Consider the following 22,255-nt stretch of genomic DNA (forward strand, 5'->3'; position numbering starts at 1 on the left):
TGGTGTTATCGGAATTTTCCTGCCGATCATGCCCACCACGCCTTTTATACTCCTTGCTGCATGGTGCTTTGCCGAGTCCAGCCCTCGCTTTCATCACTGGCTGCGCAACCATAAGCACCTTGGGTTGATTGTGCGTTCCTGGGAGGACGGTAAAGGCATTCCTCTCAAGGTTCGTAACCGTATTATTTTCCTGTTGTGGTTCAGCCTGTGTTTCTCAGCGTTTCTGATTCAAATCTGGTGGGTTGCACTGATCTTTTTTGTGGGTGGCATCGCCGTCACCATTTACATGATGCGGCAACCCATTCTCGATGTGAACGATGCAGAAGCGATTGGCCCACCTGAAGACTTGAGCAAGCCAGCCAAGCTCGATCCCGATACGAAGCCTGAAAAGTAAGGGCGTTAATTTCTGCTAACTTTCTGAGAGTCAGCCTTTCCAGAGAGCTTGTCTAACGTCTACACTCTGATTGTTGTCGCTTACGCTTAAAATCTGATCTTCAATATTGCAGTGCAGTAGCATGCTGCGCTCGGTCATGGTGCCCAGTTGCTCAATAGCCGCTTGATCCAGATTGATCACGCTGAGGTTGTCAAATCTCTGGGCCAGGGTTTTGGTTTGCTCCCACCAGAGTTCTGCTGAGTGGCCGCTGTAACAGTAAACTTTGACTGCCTGAGCTTTGCCGCAAGCCTGACGTAGCCGCTTTTCATCGGGTTGCCCGAGCTCAATCCAGAGATCAATCTGATCGCTGTAATCCTTAACCCACAAATCCGGTTCGCTGTCGGTGCTGATGCCTTTGGTAAAGTTCAGGCGGGGTTCAGCGTTGAGAGCAAATACTGCCAATCGAGCCATCATTCGTTGATCGGTCTCAGATGGATGACGAGCAAGCGTAAGTGTGTGCTCGTCATAGTAATAACGATCCATGTCGGCGATATTCAGAGTTGCTTTGAAGACAGTTGCTTTAAGAGCCATTGCGCACCAGCTGCTATTGGGTAGAGGGTTGGTTTCGTTGCCTGTAATCTGGCAATTAAAGACTGGTCAATAATATTAACCCAAAGGAATTATTGTACTCTGTTTGTTGTCCTATAGTTTGAAAATTATAGAGACTACACATTATCGAAGCTGAAAATTACAGTCATTGAAGCGTGTCAGAAGCCTTGCGGTGATTAAATTGTTTCCAAATAAACAGGAGTTTTGTATGCAGAAATTAACCATTAAACACAGCGCAGTGACGCTGCTTTGCTGCGTGTTGTCGATTGGGCTATACGCTGCCAGTGCTCAGGCTGAGGATCAAACCCCACAAGTGTCCAGTTCTGCAACCGGTGTGATCGAAGCGACACCGGATATCGCCATTATGAACGGTAAGGTTATGGTTCAGGAGGAAACACCTGAAAAAGCGGTTTCTGAAGCACGAATCAAACTCGACAATGTCATCCGTTATATTAAAAGTGAGGGTGTTAAGGCCGAAGATTTGCAGGCGGCACAGGTTCTGGTGAATCCAATCTGGCACTATCAGAAAGACAAGCCTCGTCAATTGACTGGGTACCAGGCTTACGCGGACTTCACTGCAAAGGTTCGTGATGTCAGAAAGCTGTCGGCGCTTTACGGTGGGTTGATAAAAGCCGGTGTTACTGAGTTGAACCCCACCAGTTTTGATTTCAGTTTGCGAGAAGATCTTGAGCTACAAGCGATCAGCAAGGCTGTCGAGCTGGCCAAGAAGAAAGCAGAGGCAGGTTTGAAGCCACTGGGTCAACAAGTGGGCGATGTATTGTCTATGAATGTCGACACCCGCTGGCAGCAGCCTCCTATGTACAAAACCTCACGCATGGTCATGAGTGCCGAAGCCGATATGGTAGGTGCCGCACCAGAAGTGAATATTGGTAATCAGGCTATTCAGGCGACGATTTCAGTGACGTTTGAAGTGAAATAAAAGCGAAGAAGATAAAAGCGAAGAAGAGAGTGGGGCGCGGGTATAGAGTGTAAAGCGCGAGTGCTTTGCACCCCGCGCTTTCACTGACACTTATATCAGTACTGGGACGTGGGCAGGTGGACTGTAAAACCTTCCATATCTTCAGTGACATAGATCTGGCAGCTTAAGCGGCTGTTTTCTTTGGGCTCAACCACCGCTTCGAGCATGTCTTGCTCCTGGTCTTCGGGGCCGGCAAGCTTGTTTACCCAAGCCTCATCAACATAGCAGTGGCAAGTTGCACAGGCGCAGGCGCCGCCGCATTCCGCAAGAATCCCATCAATCATGTTATCGACAGCCCCTTGCATAACACTTTCACCGACGGCAACGTCCGCTTCGTATTCAGTCCCGTTGGCTTCTATGTACTTAATCAGTGGCATGGCTACCTCGCTGTGGCATTTTATTAATGTGTTCGTTAAGTGAGCTGCCGGGCCTCAAATCCCGGCGGGGGTATTCTACGACATTTTTACGTGCCTGTGATGGGGGGCGCGTACTGAAATCGTGCGCGATAGGCACGCGGAGTGAGTCCAGTCTTACGCTGAAACAATCGACTGAAAGAACTTAAATCGTTATAGCCCACCTGCAGCATGATGGTTTCTATGCTGCTGCCACTGCTTTCCAGCAGTCTCTTGGCGGCATCGATGCGGAGATTTTGCAGGTATCGATTGGGGGTTATGTCCATAACCTGTTTAAAGCGGCGGATCAGCGTGCGTGAGCTGACATTAAGGTGAGTGGCCAGCTTTTCGAGGGCTCCGGGCTCTTTCATATGCACCTGAAGCCAGGTTTGAGCATCCGCAACCAGAGAATCATTGTGCTGCAGCTGTTGCTGAAGTGTGAGGTAGGGGGTTTGTTCAATCTGGTTGTTGTCTACCAGCATCAACTTTGAGGTCAGAGAGGCGATTTGCTGACCCATATAGCGTTCAATGAGTTGCAGCGCCATAAGCGAATCGGTACTGCCTGCACCTGCGACCATCACATTGTCAGCGTTAATCAGTAACTGATTAACATCCAGTGTCACTTTAGGATAAAGACGCTGGAAAAGGTCTGAGAGCCACCAGGTAGTGGTTGCCAATTTGCCGTCCAGTAGCCCCGATTCGGCTACCAGGAAGGTTCCGGTGCACAGGGTCATGACCAGAGCGCCGTCTTCACCCCGTTGTTTAATCCACTGTGTCAGCGGTCTTTGTCGCTTAACAAAGTCGGGAAACTCTTCTTTATTGCTGTATTTGGACGCGGCAACCATCACCATGTCGGTCTCGGTGGCGTTCTGCAGGGTCGTGTCCACGGCCATGCGAATGTTTGTGGCTGTGCGAATAGGTTTTCCGTCCACAGACGCCAGCTGCCATCGGAACAGGATTTCCTGGGTTTCGTAGCGCTTCTGCCACTGCAAGTTGGCAATGTCGAGCATGTCCAGCAGGTTTGTGAAACTGGAGGGACGGCATCCGTCATACACGGCAATGGTAATCGTTGGCATAGTGATAAATTCGGTGGTGGATAGGAAACTCTTTTGTCAGAAGTTTCGAGTTTAGCCTGAATTATTCGCCTTGATATAGGTGCTAACAGGACAATTGTGGCGATATTTGCGGATAAAATGCTAAAAGCGACATTGTTTTGGAGCGAGGGGAGCGGGAGAGAAGGCTGTACGGTCGCAGTTTTTGTTGGGCAGAAGCGAGTCACTTCTGCCCGTGTGCCTAGAAGCTATAGCGTGTGAAAAGACCTTACGATCAGTCTTCGTCGAACATTTCCGGCTGTTCTGCAGAAATTACACTCAACAGTGGTTGAAAGCTGAACAAGCCGGCGAATTCACTGCCCACAGTTTCATGGGTGACTCGGGCGCTCTCAGGGCTGATCAGTTTGGGTGTACCTGCTGCTTCAGCCATGAGTTGGGCCTGGCAGGTTCGCTCCATAGTAATGTACCACCAGGCGGCTGATTCAACACTCTCGCCGACGGTTAACAGGCCGTGGTTTTGCAGAATTGCGGCTTTGTTGTCGCCCAGTGCCGCAGCAATTCGCTCGCCTTCACCCATATCCAGTACAACACCGGTAAAATCATCGAAAACAGCATGATCATCATAGAATGCACAGGAATCCTGAGTGATTGGGTCTAGTTTTCGGCCTAAGCTCGCCCAGCTCTTGCCGTACACGGAGTGGGTGTGGGCCGCGGCGGTTACATCGGGACGGGCTTTGTGGATGTGTGAGTGGATGGTAAATGCAGCGCCATTGAGCAGCCCGTTACCCTCAACAACCTGTCCTTCATGATTGACCAGTAACAGGTCAGACATCTTAATTTGTTTGAACGACATGCCCATTGGGTTGACCCAAAAGTGATCCGTTTTCTCAGGATCGCGAACGGTAATGTGGCCGGCAACCCCTTCGTCGAAACCAAACTTGCCAAACAGGCGAAAAGCCGCAGTCAGCATGCGCTTGCGGTGAATGCGCTGCGATTCAGGTGTTTCGCCCTCATTCATTTGCGGCAGGCCGCCTTCGGTATTCATTACGATGTTGTTAGCTGCGTCAGTCATCACTTTCTCCACTGAGTTTTTGATCGCCAGGTGAGTTGTTGCCAGGGCGATAACGTTTGTTATGTGTGTCAGTCTAGTCTGATGCGAAGGTTGGCGACTGTAACCTATATGACAAATTGCGAAATAAGCCACTCAGTAGCGGTTTCCACAGACGGTTTGAGGATCGTGATAGAATCCCGTTTTTTGTGATTAAGTCCCCCAGGCACGTATTTTCGGTAGAGCCTGAAGGGGGACGAAACCTTAGAGGTAGGTTATGGGTGAGTTAAAGGCCGGTGTATACCGTCATTACAAAGGGCAGGACTATCAGATTTTTGAAGTGGCACGACACAGCGAAACGGAAGAGCCGCTGGTGGTGTATCGCTGCCTTTACGGTGACTACAGCTGGTGGGTGAGACCTCTGACGATGTTTCAGGAAACTGTCACCATTGAAGATGAAGTCATCCCCCGATTTGAATACGCCGGGGCTTTTGATTCCACCAAATACCCTCAGGCTCCAGCCCGTGAGTTCATGGCATGATATGGGCTTGCCCTCTGTGTCAGGGCCTTTTGAGGGTGACAGAGTCGGGAGTCGTGTGCGACGCCAACCATAAGTTTGATCGTGCCAAGCAGGGCTATCTGCATTTACTGCCTGCTCATCACAAACGCAGTCAGACCCCGGGTGATGACCGGCAAATGCTGTTACAGCGACGAGAGTTTCTCGGCGCGGGTTTCTATCAGCCCCTTGCTGAATTGCTTCAGCGTCAGTGGCTGCGGGTAGTGCAGAGTCAGGCACAGCGTAATTCGTCACCAATTGCTAATGAGCCTGTAACTCTGCTCGACAGCGGTTGCGGTGAGGGGTACTACCTGCAGCAATTGCAGCAAGCCTCAGGGCCTTGGGCTGAACAGGCTTCCCTGAATGGTATCGATATTTCCAAAGAGGCGGCTAAGCTGGCGGCCAGATCCCTGTCATCTGTAGATGTTGCCGTGGCCAGTGGTTTTCAGCTGCCAGTGCGGTCGGATTCTGTCGATGTCCTGTTACGCGTGTTTGCCCCGGGTGATAGCAGTGAAGTAGCGCGAGTGCTTAAACCTGAAGGGGAGTTCTGGCGAGTAGTACCTGGTCCCGAACACCTTGTGGAACTTAAGCAGGCCTTGTATCGAGACGTCAAACCTCATGTTCTTCCAGAAGCTCCTGAGGGCTTTGAGCTGGTCGGGCAGGAAAACCTGCGGTTCCCGCTTCATTTGGACAGTAATCAAGCTGTACGACAATTGCTGGAAATGACGCCGTTTGTCTGGCGAGGAAGTCGTGAAGGGAAAGAGCAGTTACAGACTGCGGATGGTCTGGAGGTGACCGCGGAATTTGTGTTGCAGCGCTATCGTGTTTGCGCAATCCGAGATGAGGCTGAAGGCTTTCGTTTAGGCAAGGCTGAAGGCTCTTGTTTAGGTGAGGCTGAAGGCTCATGAGTTCGACGAATACAGAGTCTCAGACACAGGATCAGCACTGGATGAGTGTTGCTCTTGAGTTGGCTGCAAAAGCCGAGGCATTGGGTGAGGTGCCTGTAGGCGCGGTTGTGGTCTTGGATGACGTGGTGATTGGGGAGGGATGGAATCAGCCCATCAGCGGTTGTGACCCCACTGCGCACGCTGAAATTATGGCATTACGCAGTGCGGCAAAACAGCAGAGTAACTATCGGCTGCCTGAGGCGACCCTTTACGTGACTCTAGAGCCTTGCACAATGTGTGCGGGTGCCATTATCCACAGCCGGGTGAAGCGAGTTGTGTTTGCTGCCCCCGAGCCCAAGGCTGGCGCGGTCATCAGCAATGGCTCAGTGTTTGATCGTGAGGAAATGAATCATCGTGTGGAATACACCGGGGGCGTTGGTGAGAACCAGGCGGTGCAATTGATTCAGGCATTTTTTAAGCGCCGCCGTGAGGAAGCCAAGGCGGCGAGGAAAGCCAGGAAGGCGGGCGGATCCTCTTCAGCAGGGTAAGAGGGTGATTGTGGAACATTAAGTGACGAGATGCCGTGCCTCTCATGCCCGATTCAGAGCAGAGAGATCGTCTGTTCGCTATCGTCGCCTTCATAGCTGGCGTTGGTGGGGCTAACTTCAGTATTCTCTTCGAACCTCGCGGCTGCAGCCAAGCGGCGCTGCTGAATCTGATGATGCCAGGCGATCGTGTTGTGAAAGTTGCGGATATTCTTGACGTATTCCACCGGCTCCCAACCGCGTGCGTACCCGTGACGGGTGGTCCGGTAATACTTGCGTTTGGCCAGCAGAGGCAGATGTTTACTGACATCTTCCCATTTATCGGGATTACCACCCATGCGCTGAGTTAACACCCTCGCATCTTCCATGTGACCAAAGCCGATATTGTAAGCTGCCAGAGTGAACCAGGTGCGATCGGGGCCTTGAATATCTTCAGGAATACGATCGAAAATCTTGCGGAAATACTTGGCTCCACCTGAAATGCTTTGTTCAGGGTCCAGTCGATTGGTGACCCCCATTTCTTTGGCGGTCACTTGAGTCAACATCATCAATCCACGAACCCCGGTATGAGAGCGTGCGCGGGGGTTCCAGTGGGATTCCTGATAGCTGATAGCAGCCAATAATTGCCAGTCTAGGTCGTACTCCTCTGCGGCTCCTTGCAGGGATGCTTGCCATTTCGGCAGGCGGGTCTCCAGGCGGCGGGCAAAGGTGGTTGCGCTGCCTGCGTCCATGGTGTGCATGTCGCCGTAAAAGCGTTTGTTCATCGAGGCCAGCAGGCCGTCGTCTTGAGCCGAGCTCAGGAATTCGTTGGCACGATCAAAAAGGGTGTCATCAGCACTTTTGGGGAAGGCCCAGGCTAATGATTTGGCGTCATCTGAAATGGAGAACGCCTTGCGTGCGCGCGGATAGAGGTTGCGGCTCAACTTATAGGAATTTGAATCGACAATGGCATAATCAATAACGCCGTTATCCACCAGTTCCATCAAATCGATCATTTCCAGATCCGATTGCTCGTGCCAGCGAAGCTCAGGATGCTCTCGTTGCAGTTGACGCAGACGTTCAGCGTGGGCGCTGTTGGAAATCACCAGAATGCTCTTGCCGTACAGATCTTCAATGCTTGAGGGGCGTTTGCTGCCCGAGCGATAGAGAAGTTCCTGTGACACGGACATATAAGAGTCAGTAAAACGGATACCGTCTGCGTGTTCTTCTGAGATGCTCAAGCCAGCTGCGGCCAGTTCGCCACGATGACTGCCAACAGAATCAAAGATATCTCTGAAGTTCTCTTCTTCGGTAATTTCCAACTCAACACCGAGAGAGTCAGCAAAGGCTTTTGCCAGCTTGTATTCGTAACCGTCCAGTCCCTGACGCCCTTCGTAATAGGTGGTCGGGCCATTGCGGGAAATGATAGTGAGCTTGCCCTCAGAAAGGACGCTTTCCAGTGCGGTAGGGGTATGACTTGCAGAAATCAGCAACGGAAGACAAGCGGCCAGGCCCAGTTTGGCCAGGCTGCGAACGTGACGCGGCTTGCGCAGATTGTAAAGGCTCAGCTTGCTGTGTTGCATTCGAGTCTCCCGTAGAGTTTCACTTCCTGTGGCGGCCATTCCTTACGACTAGAGTCTTGAGGATGAACTCAAGACATCTTCAAGTACTGATTTCAAAGTCACACAATCATTAGGACAATTATCCTTTGTGTACCATGAATAGAAGATTAATAGTCTGGCCAGTACAAATTTTGCGCGATTTTAGCGGTTAATCCCGTGAGCTGCTAGATTGTTTTTCCTGTTTAATTATAGTAAGGACTTGTTACATTGCGCGACAAAAAAGTAATTATTTGTGACCGGAACAGTCAAAAACGTAACCGAGAAAGCGGGGCGGGGCTGTAGATTCAGATATCGTCTGATGTGTAGCGTTAGTTTTCACTTCGCTTCAGGTGTTGGGTTTGTATTTGTTGAGACTCAAGGCTTTTGTTGCTGCCAGACGTAGGGATATCCAGTACAATAGCGGCCTTTTCGAGCTGCAGCTGCCCTTGGCGCAAAGATTTGTTTCATTTGGGACGAATCTTGAATTCTGAGACCCTTCGCATAGGGTTATCGGGAGTAAACGTTGTTTATTTTGCCAGCAGACTGACTCGATGGCCTAAATATCTCCAGATATCACCAAAACCAAGAGGTTTTACGCGACTATGCTGACCCTGCGCGGCGCTCCGGCACTTTCTGATTTCCGTACCCAAAAACTGCTCACCAGCCTGCAACAAGCTGATTCTTCCGTGAAGGGGGTTTACGCTGAATTTGTTCATTTTGCAGAGCTTGAATCAGATCTGTCCAATGATGAGTTGGATGTGTTGCAGCAGTTGTTAACTTACGGACCGAAAGCGGAGTCTCAATCTCCCGGTGGAACTCTGTTTTTAGTCGTTCCCCGTCCCGGTACGATTTCTCCATGGTCTTCCAAGGCCACCGATATTGCCCATAATGCCGGGTTGAGCAAGGTTCAACGCCTCGAGCGCGGTGTGGCCTATTATGTAGATGCCGGCAAGGGCAGCAAGGCATCCGAAATTGCTTCTCTGCTTCACGATCGTATGGTCGAGACGGTATTTGAACAGTTGTCTGACGCCGAGCAATTGTTTAGTCATGAAGAGCCCCGTCCACAAACCAGCGTTGATGTTCTGAGCGGCGGTCGTGATGCGTTGTCGACCGCCAACCGTGAGTTGGGTCTGGCTCTGGCCGAAGACGAAATCGATTATCTGGTCGACAGCTTTAACGGTCTGGGTCGCAACCCGGTAGACGTTGAGCTGATGATGTTCGCTCAGGCCAACTCCGAACACTGTCGTCACAAGATCTTTAATGCCAGCTGGACGCTGGATGATGTGGATATGCCGAATTCCCTGTTTGGCATGATCAAACACACCTACGAGATGGGTGGCGACGATGTTCTGTCGGCCTATGCGGACAACGCTTCTGTGATTTCAGGCAGCAAGGCGGGTCGTTTTTATCCGGACCCAGAAACCAAGACTTACGGTTTCAATCAGGAAGACATTAATATCCTGATGAAGGTTGAGACTCACAACCACCCAACGGCAATTTCTCCATTCTCGGGTGCCGGTACCGGTGCTGGTGGCGAGATTCGCGATGAGGGTGCAGTGGGGCGCGGCTCCAAACCAAAAGTAGGCCTGACCGGCTTTACCGTATCCAATCTGCAAATCCCGGGTTACAGCCAGCCCTGGGAGCAGGACACTGTTAGCGGCAAGCCTTACGGTAAGCCCAATCGTATTGTCACAGCTCTCGATATCATGATTGAAGGCCCAATCGGTGGGGCTGCTTTTAATAATGAATTTGGTCGTCCTAATATTTGCGGCTACTTCCGTACTTTTGAAGAAAATTTCGATGGTGAACGTCGTGGTTATCACAAACCAATTATGCTGGCCGGTGGCTACGGCAACATCAAGGCTGAGCACGTAGATCAGGACGAGTTTGAGCCCGGCGCCAAGCTAGTGGCTTTGGGCGGTCCGGCTATGTTGATTGGTCTGGGTGGCGGCGCTGCTTCTTCTATGACTTCCGGCTCTTCATCTGAAGATCTGGATTTTGCCTCAGTACAACGTCAAAACCCTGAAATTGAACGCCGCTGTCAGGAAGTGATCGATCAGTGCTGGCAGTTAGGTGGTAAAAACCCCATTGCGTTTATCCACGATGTGGGTGCGGGTGGTTTTTCAAATGCCTTCCCTGAACTGGCCAAAGACGGTGGTTGTGGGGCGAATTTCGAGCTGCGTAACATCAATAACGATGAGCCGGGCATGAGTCCGCTGGAAATCTGGTGTAACGAGGCTCAGGAACGTTATGTAATGGCCATCATGCCGGAAGATCTGGCCCGCTTTGAAGCTATCTGTCAGCGTGAGCGCTGCCCGTATGCGGTTGTGGGTGATGCAACGGCCGAAGATCATATTGTATTGAACGATACCCATTTCGATACCAAGCCTGTTGATCTGCCGATGTCGGTTCTGTTTGGCAAACCGCCCAAAATGCACCGCACGGCCGAAAAGCGTCACTATGAAACACAGTCTCTTGAAACTGCGGGTCTATCTTTATACGACGCAGCTGAGCGTGTTATTCAGCATCCTACCGTTGCCAGCAAAAGCTTCCTGATTACCATTGGTGACCGCTCGGTAACCGGGCAAGTGGTTCGCGATCAGTTTGTTGGCCCGTGGCAGGTGCCGGTAGCCGATTGCGCTGTTACGACTCAGGCCTACGACACATACGCCGGTGAGGCTATGAGTATGGGTGAGCGTACTCCGACCGCTCTGCTGGACGGTCCTGCGTCCGGTCGTATGGCCATTGGTGAATCCATTACCAACATTGCTGCTTCACGCATCGAAAAACTGTCTGACGTGAAGTTGTCGGCCAACTGGATGTGTGCGGCGGGTCATCCCGGTGAAGATGAAAAGCTCTACCGTACGGTAGAGGCCATCGGAATGGAGTTGTGTCCAGAGCTGGGCATCACGATTCCTGTGGGTAAAGATTCCATGTCCATGCGCACCGCGTGGGAAGAGGATGGTAAGGACAAGGCGGTAACTGCACCTCTGTCTTTGGTGATTACCGCTTTTGCTCCAGTGACCGATGTTCGCAAGACCGTGACGCCTCAGTTGCGCACCGACAAAGGTTCTACCGATTTGCTGTATCTGGATCTGGGGAACGGTAAAAACCGTTTGGGTGCTTCCATTTTGGCGCAGGTTTACAACCAAATTGGTGACACTCCAGCCGATCTGGACAGCGCTGCACAGTTGAAAGGTTACTTTGCCGCGATGCAGGAAAGCCTGGAAGCCGATCAGATTCTGGCCTATCACGATCGTGGTGACGGCGGATTGTTTGCAACAGTTGCCGAGATGGCGTTTGCCGGTCACACCGGTGTCGATATCAACATCGACGGTTTGGGCGCGGACCCACTGGCGATTCTGTTTAATGAAGAGCTGGGCGGTGTGATTCAGGTCCGCACCACCGACAGCGAAGTCATCATGGAGCGCTTTAAGAAGGCTGGCGTTGCCATTACCAAGCTGGGTTGGTTGAACACTCACAATACGGTTCGTGTCGAATATGAAGGTGATGTCATTTATGACGAATCCCGTTCAGAGCTTCAGCGGATGTGGAGTGAAACCAGCTATCAGGTTGCTGCACTGCGGGACAATGCAGACTGTGCGAAAGCTGAATTTGAATTAATTACCCAGGTGAACCCTGGTTTGAGTGTCGACCTGACATTTGATCAAAACGAAGATGTTGCCGCTCCATTCATCAATAAGGGCGTTCGTCCGAAAATGGCTGTGTTGCGGGAGCAGGGCGTCAACGGTCATGTTGAAATGGCTGCGGCGTTTGATCGTGCCGGCTTCGATGCCGTCGATGTTCATATGAGCGATGTTCTATCGGGCCGAATCAGTCTGGAAGACTTTAAAGGTTTGGTGGCCTGTGGTGGTTTCTCTTACGGGGATGTTCTCGGCGCCGGTGAGGGTTGGGCCAAGAGTATTTTGTTTAATTCCCGCGCTCGCGATCAATTCCAGTCATTTTTCCACCGCGAAGACAGCTTCAGTCTTGGGGTGTGTAACGGCTGCCAGATGATGTCGAATCTGAAAAGTCTGATTCCGGGTGCCGAGCACTGGCCACACTTCGTGCGTAACGTGTCTGAGCAATTTGAGGCGCGTTTCAGCATGGTGGGTATTGAGCAATCCCCATCGGTATTGTTTGACGGTATGGCAGGCACAAAAATGCCAGTGGCGGTGGCACACGGTGAAGGGCGGGCAGAATTTGCCTCCGAACAAGCTATGGAAGCCTGTCACAACAGTGGGTTGGTCTCCATGCGCTTCCTGGATAATCATCAGCATTACACGGTCGATTATCCGGCGAACCCCAACGGTTCTCCGAAAGGGATTACCAGTTTGACCACTGAGGACGGCAGAGCCTCCATCATGATGCCTCACCCGGAGCGTATTTTCCGTGCGGTCAACAATTCCTGGCATCCAGATGATTGGGAAGAGGATAGTGGCTGGATGCGTTTGTTCCGCAATGCACGTGTGTTTGTAGGCTAATAGATAGCCTGGTGTTGAAACAGAAATGTGCTGCCCCTTTTATGAGAGGGCGGCACACTTCAGTTTTATTGAGTATGCCCAATCGCATCGGGCATACGTTTTGAGCCTGTTAAGGTTTTTATCGTATAGCAGGTTGCCTGCTTTGATTATCTTCACGTCCGCTAGAGACGTCTCCCCGGAATTTTGTCACTCCGACTTAGGGTGTGACATCGCTGTTATCGACAGCTCACGAGTCAGAGCCCTGTGAATCAGGTTTTGCCCTGCATTTTGTCGTGTCCGTTATACAGCTAAAGTTTTTGTGTTTACGAATTTTGTCATTTTAGTAGCAGGGGTTTTCCATGGTTAATACGTTTTTAATCATTTTGTCCTTAGCGGCACTTCTTTGTATCATTTTTGAAGAAGTGATCCACATTAATAAGGCCAAAACGACGCTCTTTTTCGGCTGTTTTTCCTGGTTGTGTCTGTTTGCTCAGGCGTCCGGCGTGGAAGGGCAAGAGCATATCAATGAGGCTCTGAACGAAAACCTGTTGGAGATTGCCACCCTGTGGTTATTTCTGATGTCGACCATGACGTTTGTGGCTTATCTGAATGCCAAGGGCATGATTCAGAATGTGGTTAGGCGAGTTTTTCCCAGTGAAATGTCTACCCGGGCGCTGTTGTTTCAGGTCGCTTTCTTTGCGCTGATTCTGTCTTCTATTTGTGACAATGTCACCGCGACACTGGTGAGTTTAGGTCTTGTTCAGGCGTTTAATCTGGATGTTAAATCCAAGCTGAAGATGGCTGCGCTGGTCGTTTTTGCAGTCAACTCGGGTGGTGTGGCATTGATTACCGGCGATGTGACCACGTTGATGATCTTCCTCGATGGGCATGTCACCATGTCGCAGTTGTTAATGCTGCTGGTGCCATCGGCCGTGGGTGTGATTGCCCTGGCTTTATTGTTCAGTATTAATATGTCAGGCCAAATTTCACTTGAACCTGTGAAAGAAAGTTTTCGCGGCGTTGATGTGGTTATCGCAGTTGTGTTCTTCACTACCATTTTGTCGACGATGTTACTGAACTTTCTTTTTTCAGTGCCTCCCGTACTGACATTCTTGCTCGGCCTGTCGGTTATGTTTTTGGTGGGCGCATTCTCCCGTATGAATAAAGATGAGTTGCAGATTCTGGAATACATTCGTCAGGTCGAGTATGACACCTTGTTGTTCTTCCTCGGGATTCTGTTATTGGTCGGCATGCTGAAAGAGATTGGTGTTTTGGATACGCTGGCGCACTTTTACGCCCAGTTTGATCCCTCGTATTCGAATTTTGCTGCGGGCGCGTTCTCTTCGTTGCTGGATAACGTACCGTTGACCGCGGCACTTCTGAAGGCGGGGCCGGGTCTGGCAACACCTGAGTGGCTGGGGCTGACTTACGCCGTGGGTGTCGGTGGCTCATTGCTGGCGATTGGTTCTGCGGCTGGTATTTTGGCTATGAGCAAAGTGAAAGAGCTGACGTTTGTCAGCTATCTGCGCTATTTACCGGCCTTGTTGGTGGCTTATACGGTGGGTTATGTCGTTACTGTCTGGCTGGCTCATGCAGTGATTCCTGCCTGATCCTCTCTCTCAGTCGAGACGGAGCCCGAGTGCTCGGATTGAGGCGTCTTGTGGCGCAATAGAGGAGCAGGGGTGGGTTTAGGTCATGGGGAGCTCGGTGTGATAGAATGCGCGGCCATTTATTCAGAGAGTAGTCAAAATGTCTGATACTTTTGAAACATTAGAGCAAAAAGCCAGCTATGGTATTGGCCGCCAGATGGGCGATCAATTGGTCAATGCCCCATTTGAAGGCTTTGACGTAGCTGGAGCTTTGGCGGGTTTTACCGATGGCATCCAAAACGGTGACTATCAAGTTCAGCCTGAGCAAATCAACGAGGCTTTCCGCGAAATTCAGGCTCGCTTGCAAGCAGCCGAAGCTGAGAAGGCGACCGCTTTGTCAGCAGAAGGTCAGGCGTATTTGGAAGAAAATGCCAAAAAAGATGGCGTGACTGTGACTGAATCCGGTCTGCAGTACGAAGTTCTGGTTGCCGGTGAAGGTGATAAGCCTACAGCCAGCTCCACCGTTCGTACCCATTACCACGGCACTTTGATTGACGGCACTGTATTCGACAGCTCTGTAGAGCGTGGCCAACCGGCTGAATTCCCGGTCAATGGCGTTATCGCTGGCTGGACCGAAGCTCTGCAAATGATGCCTGTGGGTTCAAAGTGGCGTTTAACCGTACCGTACAGCCTGGCCTATGGTGAGCGCGGTGCTGGTGGTGCTATTGGGCCATACTCGACTCTGGTATTTGAAGTTGAGCTGCTGGATATTATCTAATATCCCGCTGCCTTAAGCGCCAAATACAAAACCGAAGCTGGTTATGCCAGCTTCGGTTTTATTTTGCCTGTCGATTTTGATTCTCCCTTCCCGTCTCATCTGAACAATCTTTTTCATCACACCTGATAACTCCCTCTTTTGCGTGACCTGGAGTCACCTTAATCTTCCAGCTATGCTTTTAATTGAATAATAATTCGGTTTATAATCAGTCCACAGAGTGTCTGGTTCAGTATTACACTTACAGAACGAGGCATTAACTTCCATTAAATTGATGAGTGACGATCATGTCTGTAATTGAGCATACGACTTCCTATTACGCGGCGAGCGCGAACCCCAGCCCCAAGCGTGATGCCTTGCAGGATTCCGTGACTGCCGATGTGGCGGTGATTGGCGGTGGTTTTTCGGGGATCTCATCAGCTCTGCATTTGGCCGAAAAAGGCTTCAAGGTTGTGGTGTTGGAGGGCGCTCGAATTGGCTGGGGGGCGTCTGGTCGCAATGGCGGTCAGATCGTTAACAGCTACAGCCGCGATATGGATGTCATTGAAAAGATGTACGGTGTAGATACCGCAAAAGCACTGGGATCCATGGCGTTTGAAGGCGGAGACATCATTCGTGAACGCATTAAAACCTATAATATCGATTGTGACCTGAAAAGCGGCGGTATCTTCGCAGCGGTTACTGCGAAGCAGTTTAAAGGGCTGGAAGAACACAAGGCTCTTTGGGAGCGTTACGGTCACACCGATCTGGAATTGCTGGATAAAAGCGCCGTCAGACAAGAAGTGCAAACTGACCGCTATGAAGGCGCGCTGCTGGATAAGCGTAGCGGCCATATACACCCACTGAACCTGGTTTTAGGGCAGGCTGCCGCGGTTGAGTCTTTGGGTGGCACCATCTATGAGCAGTCAAAAGTTCTGCGAGTGGAAGAGGGTGAAAAGGTTAAGCTGTTCACCGAAAACGGCAGTGTCACGGCGAACTATGTCGTTGTCACAGGCAATGCGTACCTGGGGAATCTGATTCCGAAACTGGCTTCCCGCTCTATGCCCTGTGGCACACAAATGATTGCAACTGCACCGTTGACCGATGAGCAGGCCAAGGCTTTGATTCCTTCGGATTACTGCGTGGAGGACTGCAACTACTTGCTGGATTACTTCAGATTGACCGGCGATAACCGCTTAATCTATGGCGGTGGTGTGAATTACGGCGGTGGTGATCCGGATGATATTAAACAGTTTATCCGTAAAAAAATGATTAAGACTTTCCCTCAACTGGCCAATCTAGAGATTGATTACGGTTGGGGTGGCGACTTCTTGTTGACCATGAGCCGGTTGCCTCAGTTTGGGCGTATTGGCAGCAACATTTATTACATGCAGGGTTACAGTGGTCACGGTGTGTGTTCAACGCATCTCGCGGGGCGTCTGGTGTCTGAGGCTTTGACTCAGCAAGCAGAACGATTTGATGCCTTTGCCGCGTTGCCGCACTTGCCGTTCCCGGGTGGTCATACATTGCGTGTACCGTTTACCGCCATGGGAGCCTGGTTCTACGCGCTGCGCGATAAGCTGGGTGTGTAAGGATGTCTGAGCAAAGAGTCAATCTGTTTGCCTACGGTCTGTTGCAGCACGAACCGGTGTTGCGACAGTTGATTGGCGAGTCTCTCCAGGGGGAGACGGCCACGTTGCAGGATTACACTCGCCGGCAGCTATTGTTGCCTGGCTTTAAGCCCTGTGCGATGGCTGTACCGCAAGCAGGCCAGTTTCTGCAAGGCATGTTGTTTCGCGGTGTTTCTCCGGCTGCGTTGGCGGTGATGGATCAGTTTGAAATGATTGATGAGCAGATCTATCGACGCGATACAGTGAAAGTCGTGACAGCCAGTGGTGAATCGGTTGCCTGTGAAATGTATTTACAGGGGTCGGCGACGACTGAAGAAAATCTGGGGGATGTGTGGTGTGAAAGTACGTTCATGGAACAGTACTTTGACCATTACGTTGACGAAATGATTCCGGATTTTGTTGCAGATCTGAATAAATCGTAAGACGGGTCAAGCTTGATCAGAGGCCAGAAGCTGGCCTCTTGAGAGGTTGGCGAGCAGACAGAGTTACTTCTTTTTCAGAGGTGCTGGCGCAAAACCATCACCCCATTTCTCCGCTACGGATTTGGCTTCCGCTTCCTGTTTCGCCGATGGCTTGCGACGCTTGCCAATGTTCTTGGTGTCGCGGTGACGGACCTTCACCTTTTCTTGCTTTTTGCCTTTCTTCTCAGGAGTTTCACGCTTTTTAACACCAGCGGCTTTGCCTGAGCTTTTCAGTTTTTTCGGACCCTTGAACTTGGCTTCCAAGCCTGGCACAGCCAACCGCTCAAAGCGTAACTCCAGCTCGCGCTCGAAGCGTGCCATCAAATCCCAGTCTTTGTAGGTGATCAGGGAGATAGCCAGACCGTCTTGACCTGCGCGGCCGGTTCGACCGGTGCGGTGAATAAAGTCTTCACTGTTGCGGGCCAGGTCGTAATTCACCACCAAATCGATACCTTTGATATCCAGACCCCGCGCAGCAACATCCGTAGCGATCAAGACTTTGACGCGGCCGCGACGCAGACGATTCATTTCGTTGTTGCGGGACTCCTGATCCATATCGCCGTGTAACACGCCGATATCCATCTGCATGTAACGCAACCAGCCCACCAGCTTGTTGGTTTGCGCTTTGGTGTTGATGAAGACAATGGCCTTGTCGTAATCCTGTGTTTGGAGCAGTTTCAGAAGCAGTTTGTTCTTGTGCTTTTCATCATCGGTAAGAACAATTTTTTGCTGAACCCGGGTATTAGCCTGTGTGTGTTCGCCAATCGCGATGGTTTCCGGATCTCGTAACAGCGAGTCGGTGAGATACTGCTGACCATCCAGCGTGGCGGAAAACAGCAGGGTTTGACGATCTTTATTACAGTTCGCCGCAATCTCCATCACGTCGTCGGTAAAACCCATGTCCAGCATGCGATCCGCTTCGTCGAGAATCAGGACTTCAAGATCCGAAAAATCAGGGGAGCCACGTTCAATGTGCTCTTTCAGACGGCCGGGTGTGGCGACCAACACTTCGGGGTTTTTACGAAAGATAGCCCGCTGGTATTTGAAATCGTGACCACCAGTGATGGCATTGACTTCCAGGTGTGAAAAGGCAGCCAGCTGTTTGCAGTGTTTGACAATCTGACGACACAGCTCACGGGTCGGGGTGAGAATCAGAGCTCGTGTACCGCTTTTGGGAGCATCTTCCTGTAGAAGTTTATGCAGGGTAGGCAACATGAACGCTGCGGTTTTACCACTGCCTGTCTCCGAGCTGACGACCAGATCCCGACCTTCCAGGGCTAATGGAATGGTGGCTTTTTGCACCTCGGTAGGCTCGGTGATCTCCAGAGCGTCAAGGGCTTTGATCAGGCGGTCATTAATTTTCAGATCTGCAAACAAGGGGGGAATCTCATTAAGGAAAGTGGCGGTACGACGGTTATAAACAACTACGCGACTTTAGCAAAAAGCGGCCTTTTTGTCTGTTTATACTGCACCGACGAGCGTTAAATTTGGTTATTCATTGAACAGCTGAATGGCAAAGCCAGCCTGCAGGGCTTCTCTCAGGCCTTTATCGGCATCCAGGATGCGTTGATCCTGACACTTTTCAGGGGTCAGCCACTGTCTTTTTTCAATCACGACATCTTTAAAGCCTTCGCGCATCACCAGCACTTTGCAGAGGGTTTCGGCGCCAAACAGGTCTTTAAAGTTGATATACACGATAAAAGGGGCTTTTTGGCCAGGTTCAATACCGTCGAAGGCTTTGGTGGCTTCGGCCGTTGCAGAAAATACGTACATTAGGGGAGTCCTCCGGGAAAACGGTGCGATTAGGCATGATTTTAGGTGAAACTGCAAACGGGAGTTGTCATTTGAGACTCTCAAACTGCCATATATTGACTCTTGGTTTGCTCTGGAGGCAGCTGGTTGTTTTCCGTGACAGCAATTTACCGGGAAACCGGTTCCTGGTTTATAGTTGTTCACGATTGCTTTATGTTTGTTGGCCAGATTTGATTCTGTATTGAAGTACATATAAATGCTCACAAGGAGTGCAGAGAATGAATAAAATTACCGGAATTCCGGGTCGTCACTGGTTGAAGGGGCTGCTGTTAACAGTGGCATGTACTTCAGTATCCGCTCACCAACACCTGAGTCATGTGGAATTTAAGCAAGTCCCTGTATTGGATGGGGTGGTTATGCTGCAGGGATCGGGCGGTAATATTGCGGTGTCCACCGGTGATGACGGTCTGTTGGTGATAGATGATGATTACCAGGGATTGGGCGAAAAGCTTACCACCAGCTTGAATGAACTGGATGACAGAGGGCCTCGCTTCTTACTCAATACCCACTGGCACAGCGACCACACCGGCAATAACGACACGCTCGGAACGCAGGGTGCGATTATTGTGGCACAGGATAATGTGCGCAAACGTCTGCAGACGGGCGGAGTTGTTGAAGCGTTTAATATGAACGTTCCACCGGCAAAGCCCGAAGCGCTCCCTGTCGCAACCTATGATGAATCGATGAAGCTGTACTGGAACGGTTGGCGCTTGGAACTCAGTCACATTGAAGCTGCGCATACCGATGGGGATACCGTGGTGTATTTTTACCAGCAGGATAAAGTCAAGCTGGTGCACACGGGAGATCTGTTCTTTAACGGTTTCTACCCGTTTCTGGATTCCAGCAGTGGCGGTTCTGCCAAGGGTATGGTCAAGGGCGCCGCGGAGATTCTGGCCCGTATTGACGACGATACCGTGATTATTCCCGGACACGGTCCTCTGGCAAGCAAGGCGGATCTGCAGGCTTACTACGAATTTATGGACGCCGCCGTATCCAAAATCGATGCACTGAAAACACAGGGCAAATCCGCTGACGAAGTGGTGGCCGCCAAGCCTTTGGCTGAATTTGAAGCTGAGTGGGGTGATGGCTTTCTGAAAACGGATCAGTGGGTGCGTATCGTCTATAACGCACTTTGATCGTTTTGAGGGACGTTCCCGAGCAATATACACCGGAGTTCGAAGTTCGGACTCCGATTGTTTGATGCTACAATCGAGCCCCATATACATTCATTCGTTTTAGTTTCTAGAGATTCCGGAGCCGTAGTATGAGTCCACACATTATTGATATCACTCAGGAAAATGCACAGCAGGTGCTGGTGGAAGAATCCCGCACACGTCCTGTGGTGGTGGATTTCTGGGCTGATTGGTGTGAACCCTGCAAAAACCTGATGCCGATTCTGGAAAAGCTGGCCAATGAATATAACGGACAGTTTTTGCTGGCGAAGTTAAACGCCGATGAGTTGCAGCCGATTGCTCAGCAGTTGGGTGTGCGCAGTCTACCCACGGTCATGATTTTCAAAGATGGCCAACCGGTGGATGGTTTTGCGGGCGTGCAGCCGGAAAACGAAATTCGCGCGATTTTGCAAAAGTATCTGCCGGATCCCTGGGAGGCATTGATCGAAGAAGCTAATGCTCTGATGCAGGAAGAAAAGTTCTCAGAGGCATTGCCTTTACTGTTGCAAGCCTACAAAGAGTCTGAGGAGAAGGCCTCTATTGGTGTTGGATTGGCTCAGGTGTACCTGCAGTTGAACCGCTGTGATGAGGCAGAAGCCCTGTTGGACAAGGTCATGATGGTGGATCAGGACGCGGCCTATGAGCAGGCGATGGCGTTGCTGAAACTTAAGCGTGAGGCAGCGTCTTCTCCGGAGATGAAAGCACTGGAAGACAAGCACGCCGCCAATCCTGATGATATGGAAACGGCCTATCTGTTGTCAGTTCAGTACAGTCAGCATGGCAAACCCCGTGAAGCGTTGGATCTACTGCTTGGCCTGTTGCGCAAAAATCTGAATTACGATGACGGCGCGGCGAAGAAAGCCTATATGGATATTGTGACGAGCCTTGGGCAGGGCGATCCGCTGGCGACAGAGTATCAGCGCAAGATTTATACGTTACTTTATTGATCCGTAAGCTCCAGCCCAATGTCGCAGTAAATCCTGCCCAGTCAGAAAGTAATGGCTGGGCAGGAGTCCCGTTACTATATTTCTGACTACATCAATAACCACATCAATAACTACATCAATGACTACATCAATGACTACCAATAGGTTCTGAGAGCCAGAGTCAGTCCCCAGCCATCGTATTCATTGCTATCGCCTCCCGCCGAGTCTCCGGTGTTTTCCATGGTGGTGTATTGAGCCCCCAGTTGAACCTTGGCTTTATGACCGTAAAAGAAAAAATTCACCCCGCCATAGAATTCGTTATAGCGATCACCCCGGCCGCTGACGATCTCGTTCTCATAGCGTCCCAAACGAATGCCGCCTGAGTCTTTACTGTCAATGTAGGTGTAGCGGGCGACCCATTGCACGACTTCAGTCTGCTGGTAGTGAGGCATCAGCACGACGCCCAGTAGATCGCTTTGACCCATATCGCCGTTGCCGTAGGCCAGATCCGTCGATAACCCCCATTGCTGCCAGTTAAACCGACTGTTGAGAGACGCGACTTGAGAGAAGTCCCGTGTGTTTTGGTCCTCGTGGGTTTTGTTGTAGACATAGTCGAGGCGAATGTCTGCCTGATCCCAAAAGCGACTTGAGCTCAGTTTTTTTCCGACAGAGAGCAATCCGAAATAGCTGGCGTCCGATACGCCAACTTCGTCAGAACCATCGCTGGAAAAGAGGCCGGTGTTGAAATACCACTGGTCGTCGATGGGGCCGCTAAGACTGGCCCCGGTGAAATACTCTGCCGTAAACCACAGATTATTGGTGAGGTTGTTGCGTTGAGCGGTTAACAGTCTCTTTGAAGATGTTTTTCCGTCCAGGGTAAAGCCGGCAGAGTGCTTAAGGACTTTTAAGGTGCTCTTGTTGGGTAGTTTCCAGCTTAGGTAGGCTTCTGTGATTCGGCTATAGGTATCCGGTATTGTTGCATTAAGGTCAAAATCCCCTTCAAGGTGGTAGGTGGTTTGGCCGTACTGGCCTTTAAAACCGAACCGCAGGCGACGCCACAGGGCATCATCAAACTGACCTTCGGAGGCATCAAAATAGGCCAGATCAGCCTGAAGACGGCCTGACAGGCTCAGATAGTCACCTTTGCTGTTTTCATAGAGTTTAGCGTGCTGCCAGACATCATCATAAGTGTTGGCGCTGACATGGCTACTTAACGCACAGAGCAGGGTTGACGTAAGCGCAAGGCAGGGCAGATGCAAAGGTGTTGTCATAGCGGGGCTCTTGATCGATTAGGTCGTTAATTTATCAAAAACACGGTGATGATTGATGGCAGGGTATCAATCAGAGTGCCGAGTCGACATTTTTATAAGAAAGCAGTCGAATAATAGGTTCAGTCGGATGATAGGCTCAGCTGAATTGAGTCTAG

General features: G+C 50.8%; 20 protein-coding genes. 12 read left to right on the plus strand and 8 right to left on the minus strand.

What is annotated here, in order from left to right; all coding sequences use genetic code 11:
- Nucleotides 1–394 (plus strand): YbaN family protein (locus tag ACTG33_RS09780; RefSeq protein WP_439135028.1); only part of this gene is annotated, 394 nt, incomplete at its 5' end.
- 30 nt (nucleotides 395–424) lie between these two features.
- On the opposite strand, the gene ACTG33_RS09785 is transcribed toward ACTG33_RS09780, so the two are convergent.
- Complete coding sequence (locus tag ACTG33_RS09785; protein WP_439135029.1) at nucleotides 425–964, minus strand: YaeQ family protein; 540 nt, start codon at nucleotides 962–964, stop codon at nucleotides 425–427.
- A 226-nt stretch (nucleotides 965–1,190) separates the two neighbouring features.
- Between ACTG33_RS09785 and ACTG33_RS09790 the strand changes: the two genes are divergently transcribed.
- Nucleotides 1,191–1,922, plus strand: a complete 732-nt coding sequence (locus tag ACTG33_RS09790; RefSeq protein WP_439135030.1) for an SIMPL domain-containing protein — start codon at nucleotides 1,191–1,193, stop codon at nucleotides 1,920–1,922.
- Between the two features lie 95 nt (nucleotides 1,923–2,017).
- On the opposite strand, the gene ACTG33_RS09795 is transcribed toward ACTG33_RS09790, so the two are convergent.
- The 3 genes from ACTG33_RS09795 to ACTG33_RS09805 all read right to left on the minus strand — a co-directional run bounded on the left by ACTG33_RS09795 (nucleotide 2,018) and on the right by ACTG33_RS09805 (nucleotide 4,477).
- The gene (locus tag ACTG33_RS09795; RefSeq protein WP_439135031.1) at nucleotides 2,018–2,338 is read right to left on the minus strand and encodes a 2Fe-2S iron-sulfur cluster-binding protein; all 321 of its coding nucleotides are present in this window, start codon (nucleotides 2,336–2,338) and stop codon (nucleotides 2,018–2,020) included.
- Nucleotides 2,339–2,424: 86 nt separating this feature from the next.
- Nucleotides 2,425–3,429, minus strand: a complete 1,005-nt coding sequence (locus tag ACTG33_RS09800) for a GlxA family transcriptional regulator (protein WP_439135032.1) — start codon at nucleotides 3,427–3,429, stop codon at nucleotides 2,425–2,427.
- 250 nt (nucleotides 3,430–3,679) lie between these two features.
- Nucleotides 3,680–4,477, minus strand: a complete 798-nt coding sequence (locus tag ACTG33_RS09805) for a class II aldolase/adducin family protein (RefSeq protein WP_439135033.1) — start codon at nucleotides 4,475–4,477, stop codon at nucleotides 3,680–3,682.
- A gap of 253 nt (nucleotides 4,478–4,730) precedes the next feature.
- Between ACTG33_RS09805 and ACTG33_RS09810 the strand changes: the two genes are divergently transcribed.
- The 3 genes from ACTG33_RS09810 to tadA are packed head-to-tail and all read left to right on the plus strand — an operon-like array spanning nucleotide 4,731 to nucleotide 6,444.
- Nucleotides 4,731–4,994, plus strand: a complete 264-nt coding sequence (locus ACTG33_RS09810) for a DUF1653 domain-containing protein (RefSeq protein WP_439135034.1) — start codon at nucleotides 4,731–4,733, stop codon at nucleotides 4,992–4,994.
- Complete coding sequence (locus tag ACTG33_RS09815; RefSeq protein WP_439135035.1) at nucleotides 4,991–5,917, plus strand: putative RNA methyltransferase; 927 nt, start codon at nucleotides 4,991–4,993, stop codon at nucleotides 5,915–5,917. Before ACTG33_RS09810 ends, ACTG33_RS09815 begins: the two co-directional genes overlap by 4 nt.
- Nucleotides 5,914–6,444: a tRNA adenosine(34) deaminase TadA gene (gene tadA, locus ACTG33_RS09820; protein WP_439135036.1), complete on the plus strand. Its 531-nt coding sequence runs from the start codon at nucleotides 5,914–5,916 to the stop codon at nucleotides 6,442–6,444. Before ACTG33_RS09815 ends, tadA begins: the two co-directional genes overlap by 4 nt.
- A 53-nt stretch (nucleotides 6,445–6,497) precedes the next feature.
- Here tadA and mltF read toward each other — a convergent pair whose 3' ends face one another.
- Complete coding sequence (gene mltF, locus ACTG33_RS09825; protein ID WP_439135037.1) at nucleotides 6,498–8,003, minus strand: membrane-bound lytic murein transglycosylase MltF; 1,506 nt, start codon at nucleotides 8,001–8,003, stop codon at nucleotides 6,498–6,500.
- A gap of 620 nt (nucleotides 8,004–8,623) precedes the next feature.
- On the opposite strand from mltF, the gene purL reads away from it, so the two are divergent.
- The 5 genes from purL (at nucleotide 8,624) to ACTG33_RS09850 (ending at nucleotide 16,880) form a co-directional block, all read left to right on the plus strand.
- Nucleotides 8,624–12,505 carry a phosphoribosylformylglycinamidine synthase gene (gene purL / locus ACTG33_RS09830; RefSeq protein ID WP_439135038.1) on the plus strand — a complete coding sequence of 1,294 codons (3,882 nt, stop codon included), beginning with the start codon at nucleotides 8,624–8,626 and terminating at the stop codon, nucleotides 12,503–12,505.
- Between the two features lie 338 nt (nucleotides 12,506–12,843).
- Nucleotides 12,844–14,094, plus strand: a complete 1,251-nt coding sequence (gene nhaD / locus ACTG33_RS09835; protein WP_439135039.1) for a sodium:proton antiporter NhaD — start codon at nucleotides 12,844–12,846, stop codon at nucleotides 14,092–14,094.
- Nucleotides 14,095–14,233: 139 nt separating this feature from the next.
- The gene (locus ACTG33_RS09840; protein ID WP_439135040.1) at nucleotides 14,234–14,851 is read left to right on the plus strand and encodes an FKBP-type peptidyl-prolyl cis-trans isomerase; all 618 of its coding nucleotides are present in this window, start codon (nucleotides 14,234–14,236) and stop codon (nucleotides 14,849–14,851) included.
- A gap of 284 nt (nucleotides 14,852–15,135) precedes the next feature.
- Nucleotides 15,136–16,419 carry an NAD(P)/FAD-dependent oxidoreductase gene (locus ACTG33_RS09845; RefSeq protein WP_439135041.1) on the plus strand — a complete coding sequence of 428 codons (1,284 nt, stop codon included), beginning with the start codon at nucleotides 15,136–15,138 and terminating at the stop codon, nucleotides 16,417–16,419.
- Nucleotides 16,420–16,421: 2 nt separating this feature from the next.
- A complete protein-coding gene (locus ACTG33_RS09850) occupies nucleotides 16,422–16,880 on the plus strand; it encodes a gamma-glutamylcyclotransferase family protein (protein ID WP_439135042.1) in 459 nt (152 codons plus the stop codon).
- Between the two features lie 63 nt (nucleotides 16,881–16,943).
- Here ACTG33_RS09850 and ACTG33_RS09855 read toward each other — a convergent pair whose 3' ends face one another.
- Both ACTG33_RS09855 and ACTG33_RS09860 read right to left on the minus strand, forming a co-directional pair.
- Nucleotides 16,944–18,296 (minus strand): DEAD/DEAH box helicase, encoded by a 1,353-nt coding sequence (locus ACTG33_RS09855; protein WP_439135043.1) that lies wholly within the window; start codon nucleotides 18,294–18,296, stop codon nucleotides 16,944–16,946.
- 114 nt (nucleotides 18,297–18,410) lie between these two features.
- Nucleotides 18,411–18,692, minus strand: a complete 282-nt coding sequence (locus ACTG33_RS09860) for a hypothetical protein (protein ID WP_439135044.1) — start codon at nucleotides 18,690–18,692, stop codon at nucleotides 18,411–18,413.
- A 257-nt stretch (nucleotides 18,693–18,949) separates the two neighbouring features.
- On the opposite strand from ACTG33_RS09860, the gene ACTG33_RS09865 reads away from it, so the two are divergent.
- The gene (locus ACTG33_RS09865; protein ID WP_439135045.1) at nucleotides 18,950–19,867 is read left to right on the plus strand and encodes an MBL fold metallo-hydrolase; all 918 of its coding nucleotides are present in this window, start codon (nucleotides 18,950–18,952) and stop codon (nucleotides 19,865–19,867) included.
- 128 nt (nucleotides 19,868–19,995) lie between these two features.
- Nucleotides 19,996–20,850, plus strand: a complete 855-nt coding sequence (trxA, locus tag ACTG33_RS09870; RefSeq protein WP_439135046.1) for a thioredoxin — start codon at nucleotides 19,996–19,998, stop codon at nucleotides 20,848–20,850.
- A gap of 134 nt (nucleotides 20,851–20,984) precedes the next feature.
- Here trxA and ACTG33_RS09875 read toward each other — a convergent pair whose 3' ends face one another.
- Entirely contained in the window at nucleotides 20,985–22,100 is a 1,116-nt protein-coding gene (locus ACTG33_RS09875) for a porin (protein WP_439135047.1), read from the minus strand.
- Nucleotides 22,101–22,255: the final 155 nt, after the last annotated feature.

This window comes from Pseudomaricurvus sp., assembly GCF_965662505.1.
Classification (GTDB): Bacteria; Pseudomonadota; Gammaproteobacteria; order Pseudomonadales; family Cellvibrionaceae; genus Pseudomaricurvus.

Bases quoted from the DNA above. Each gene is read 5' to 3' on its own strand.
- trxA (WP_439135046.1), top strand. From the start codon at position 19,996: ATGAGTCCACACATTATTGATATCACTCAGGAAAATGCACAGCAGGTG.
- ACTG33_RS09840 (WP_439135040.1), top strand. From the start codon at position 14,234: ATGTCTGATACTTTTGAAACATTAGAGCAAAAAGCCAGCTATGGTATT.
- ACTG33_RS09850 (WP_439135042.1), top strand. From the start codon at position 16,422: ATGTCTGAGCAAAGAGTCAATCTGTTTGCCTACGGTCTGTTGCAGCAC.
- nhaD (WP_439135039.1), top strand. From the start codon at position 12,844: ATGGTTAATACGTTTTTAATCATTTTGTCCTTAGCGGCACTTCTTTGT.
- ACTG33_RS09860 (WP_439135044.1), bottom strand. From the start codon at position 18,692: ATGTACGTATTTTCTGCAACGGCCGAAGCCACCAAAGCCTTCGACGGT.
- ACTG33_RS09800 (WP_439135032.1), bottom strand. From the start codon at position 3,429: ATGCCAACGATTACCATTGCCGTGTATGACGGATGCCGTCCCTCCAGT.
- ACTG33_RS09795 (WP_439135031.1), bottom strand. From the start codon at position 2,338: ATGCCACTGATTAAGTACATAGAAGCCAACGGGACTGAATACGAAGCG.
- ACTG33_RS09815 (WP_439135035.1), top strand. From the start codon at position 4,991: ATGATATGGGCTTGCCCTCTGTGTCAGGGCCTTTTGAGGGTGACAGAG.
- ACTG33_RS09785 (WP_439135029.1), bottom strand. From the start codon at position 964: ATGGCTCTTAAAGCAACTGTCTTCAAAGCAACTCTGAATATCGCCGAC.
- ACTG33_RS09845 (WP_439135041.1), top strand. From the start codon at position 15,136: ATGTCTGTAATTGAGCATACGACTTCCTATTACGCGGCGAGCGCGAAC.
- ACTG33_RS09810 (WP_439135034.1), top strand. From the start codon at position 4,731: ATGGGTGAGTTAAAGGCCGGTGTATACCGTCATTACAAAGGGCAGGAC.
- ACTG33_RS09865 (WP_439135045.1), top strand. From the start codon at position 18,950: ATGAATAAAATTACCGGAATTCCGGGTCGTCACTGGTTGAAGGGGCTG.
- mltF (WP_439135037.1), bottom strand. From the start codon at position 8,003: ATGCAACACAGCAAGCTGAGCCTTTACAATCTGCGCAAGCCGCGTCAC.
- purL (WP_439135038.1), top strand. From the start codon at position 8,624: ATGCTGACCCTGCGCGGCGCTCCGGCACTTTCTGATTTCCGTACCCAA.
- ACTG33_RS09805 (WP_439135033.1), bottom strand. From the start codon at position 4,477: ATGACTGACGCAGCTAACAACATCGTAATGAATACCGAAGGCGGCCTG.
- tadA (WP_439135036.1), top strand. From the start codon at position 5,914: ATGAGTTCGACGAATACAGAGTCTCAGACACAGGATCAGCACTGGATG.
- ACTG33_RS09875 (WP_439135047.1), bottom strand. From the start codon at position 22,100: ATGACAACACCTTTGCATCTGCCCTGCCTTGCGCTTACGTCAACCCTG.
- ACTG33_RS09790 (WP_439135030.1), top strand. From the start codon at position 1,191: ATGCAGAAATTAACCATTAAACACAGCGCAGTGACGCTGCTTTGCTGC.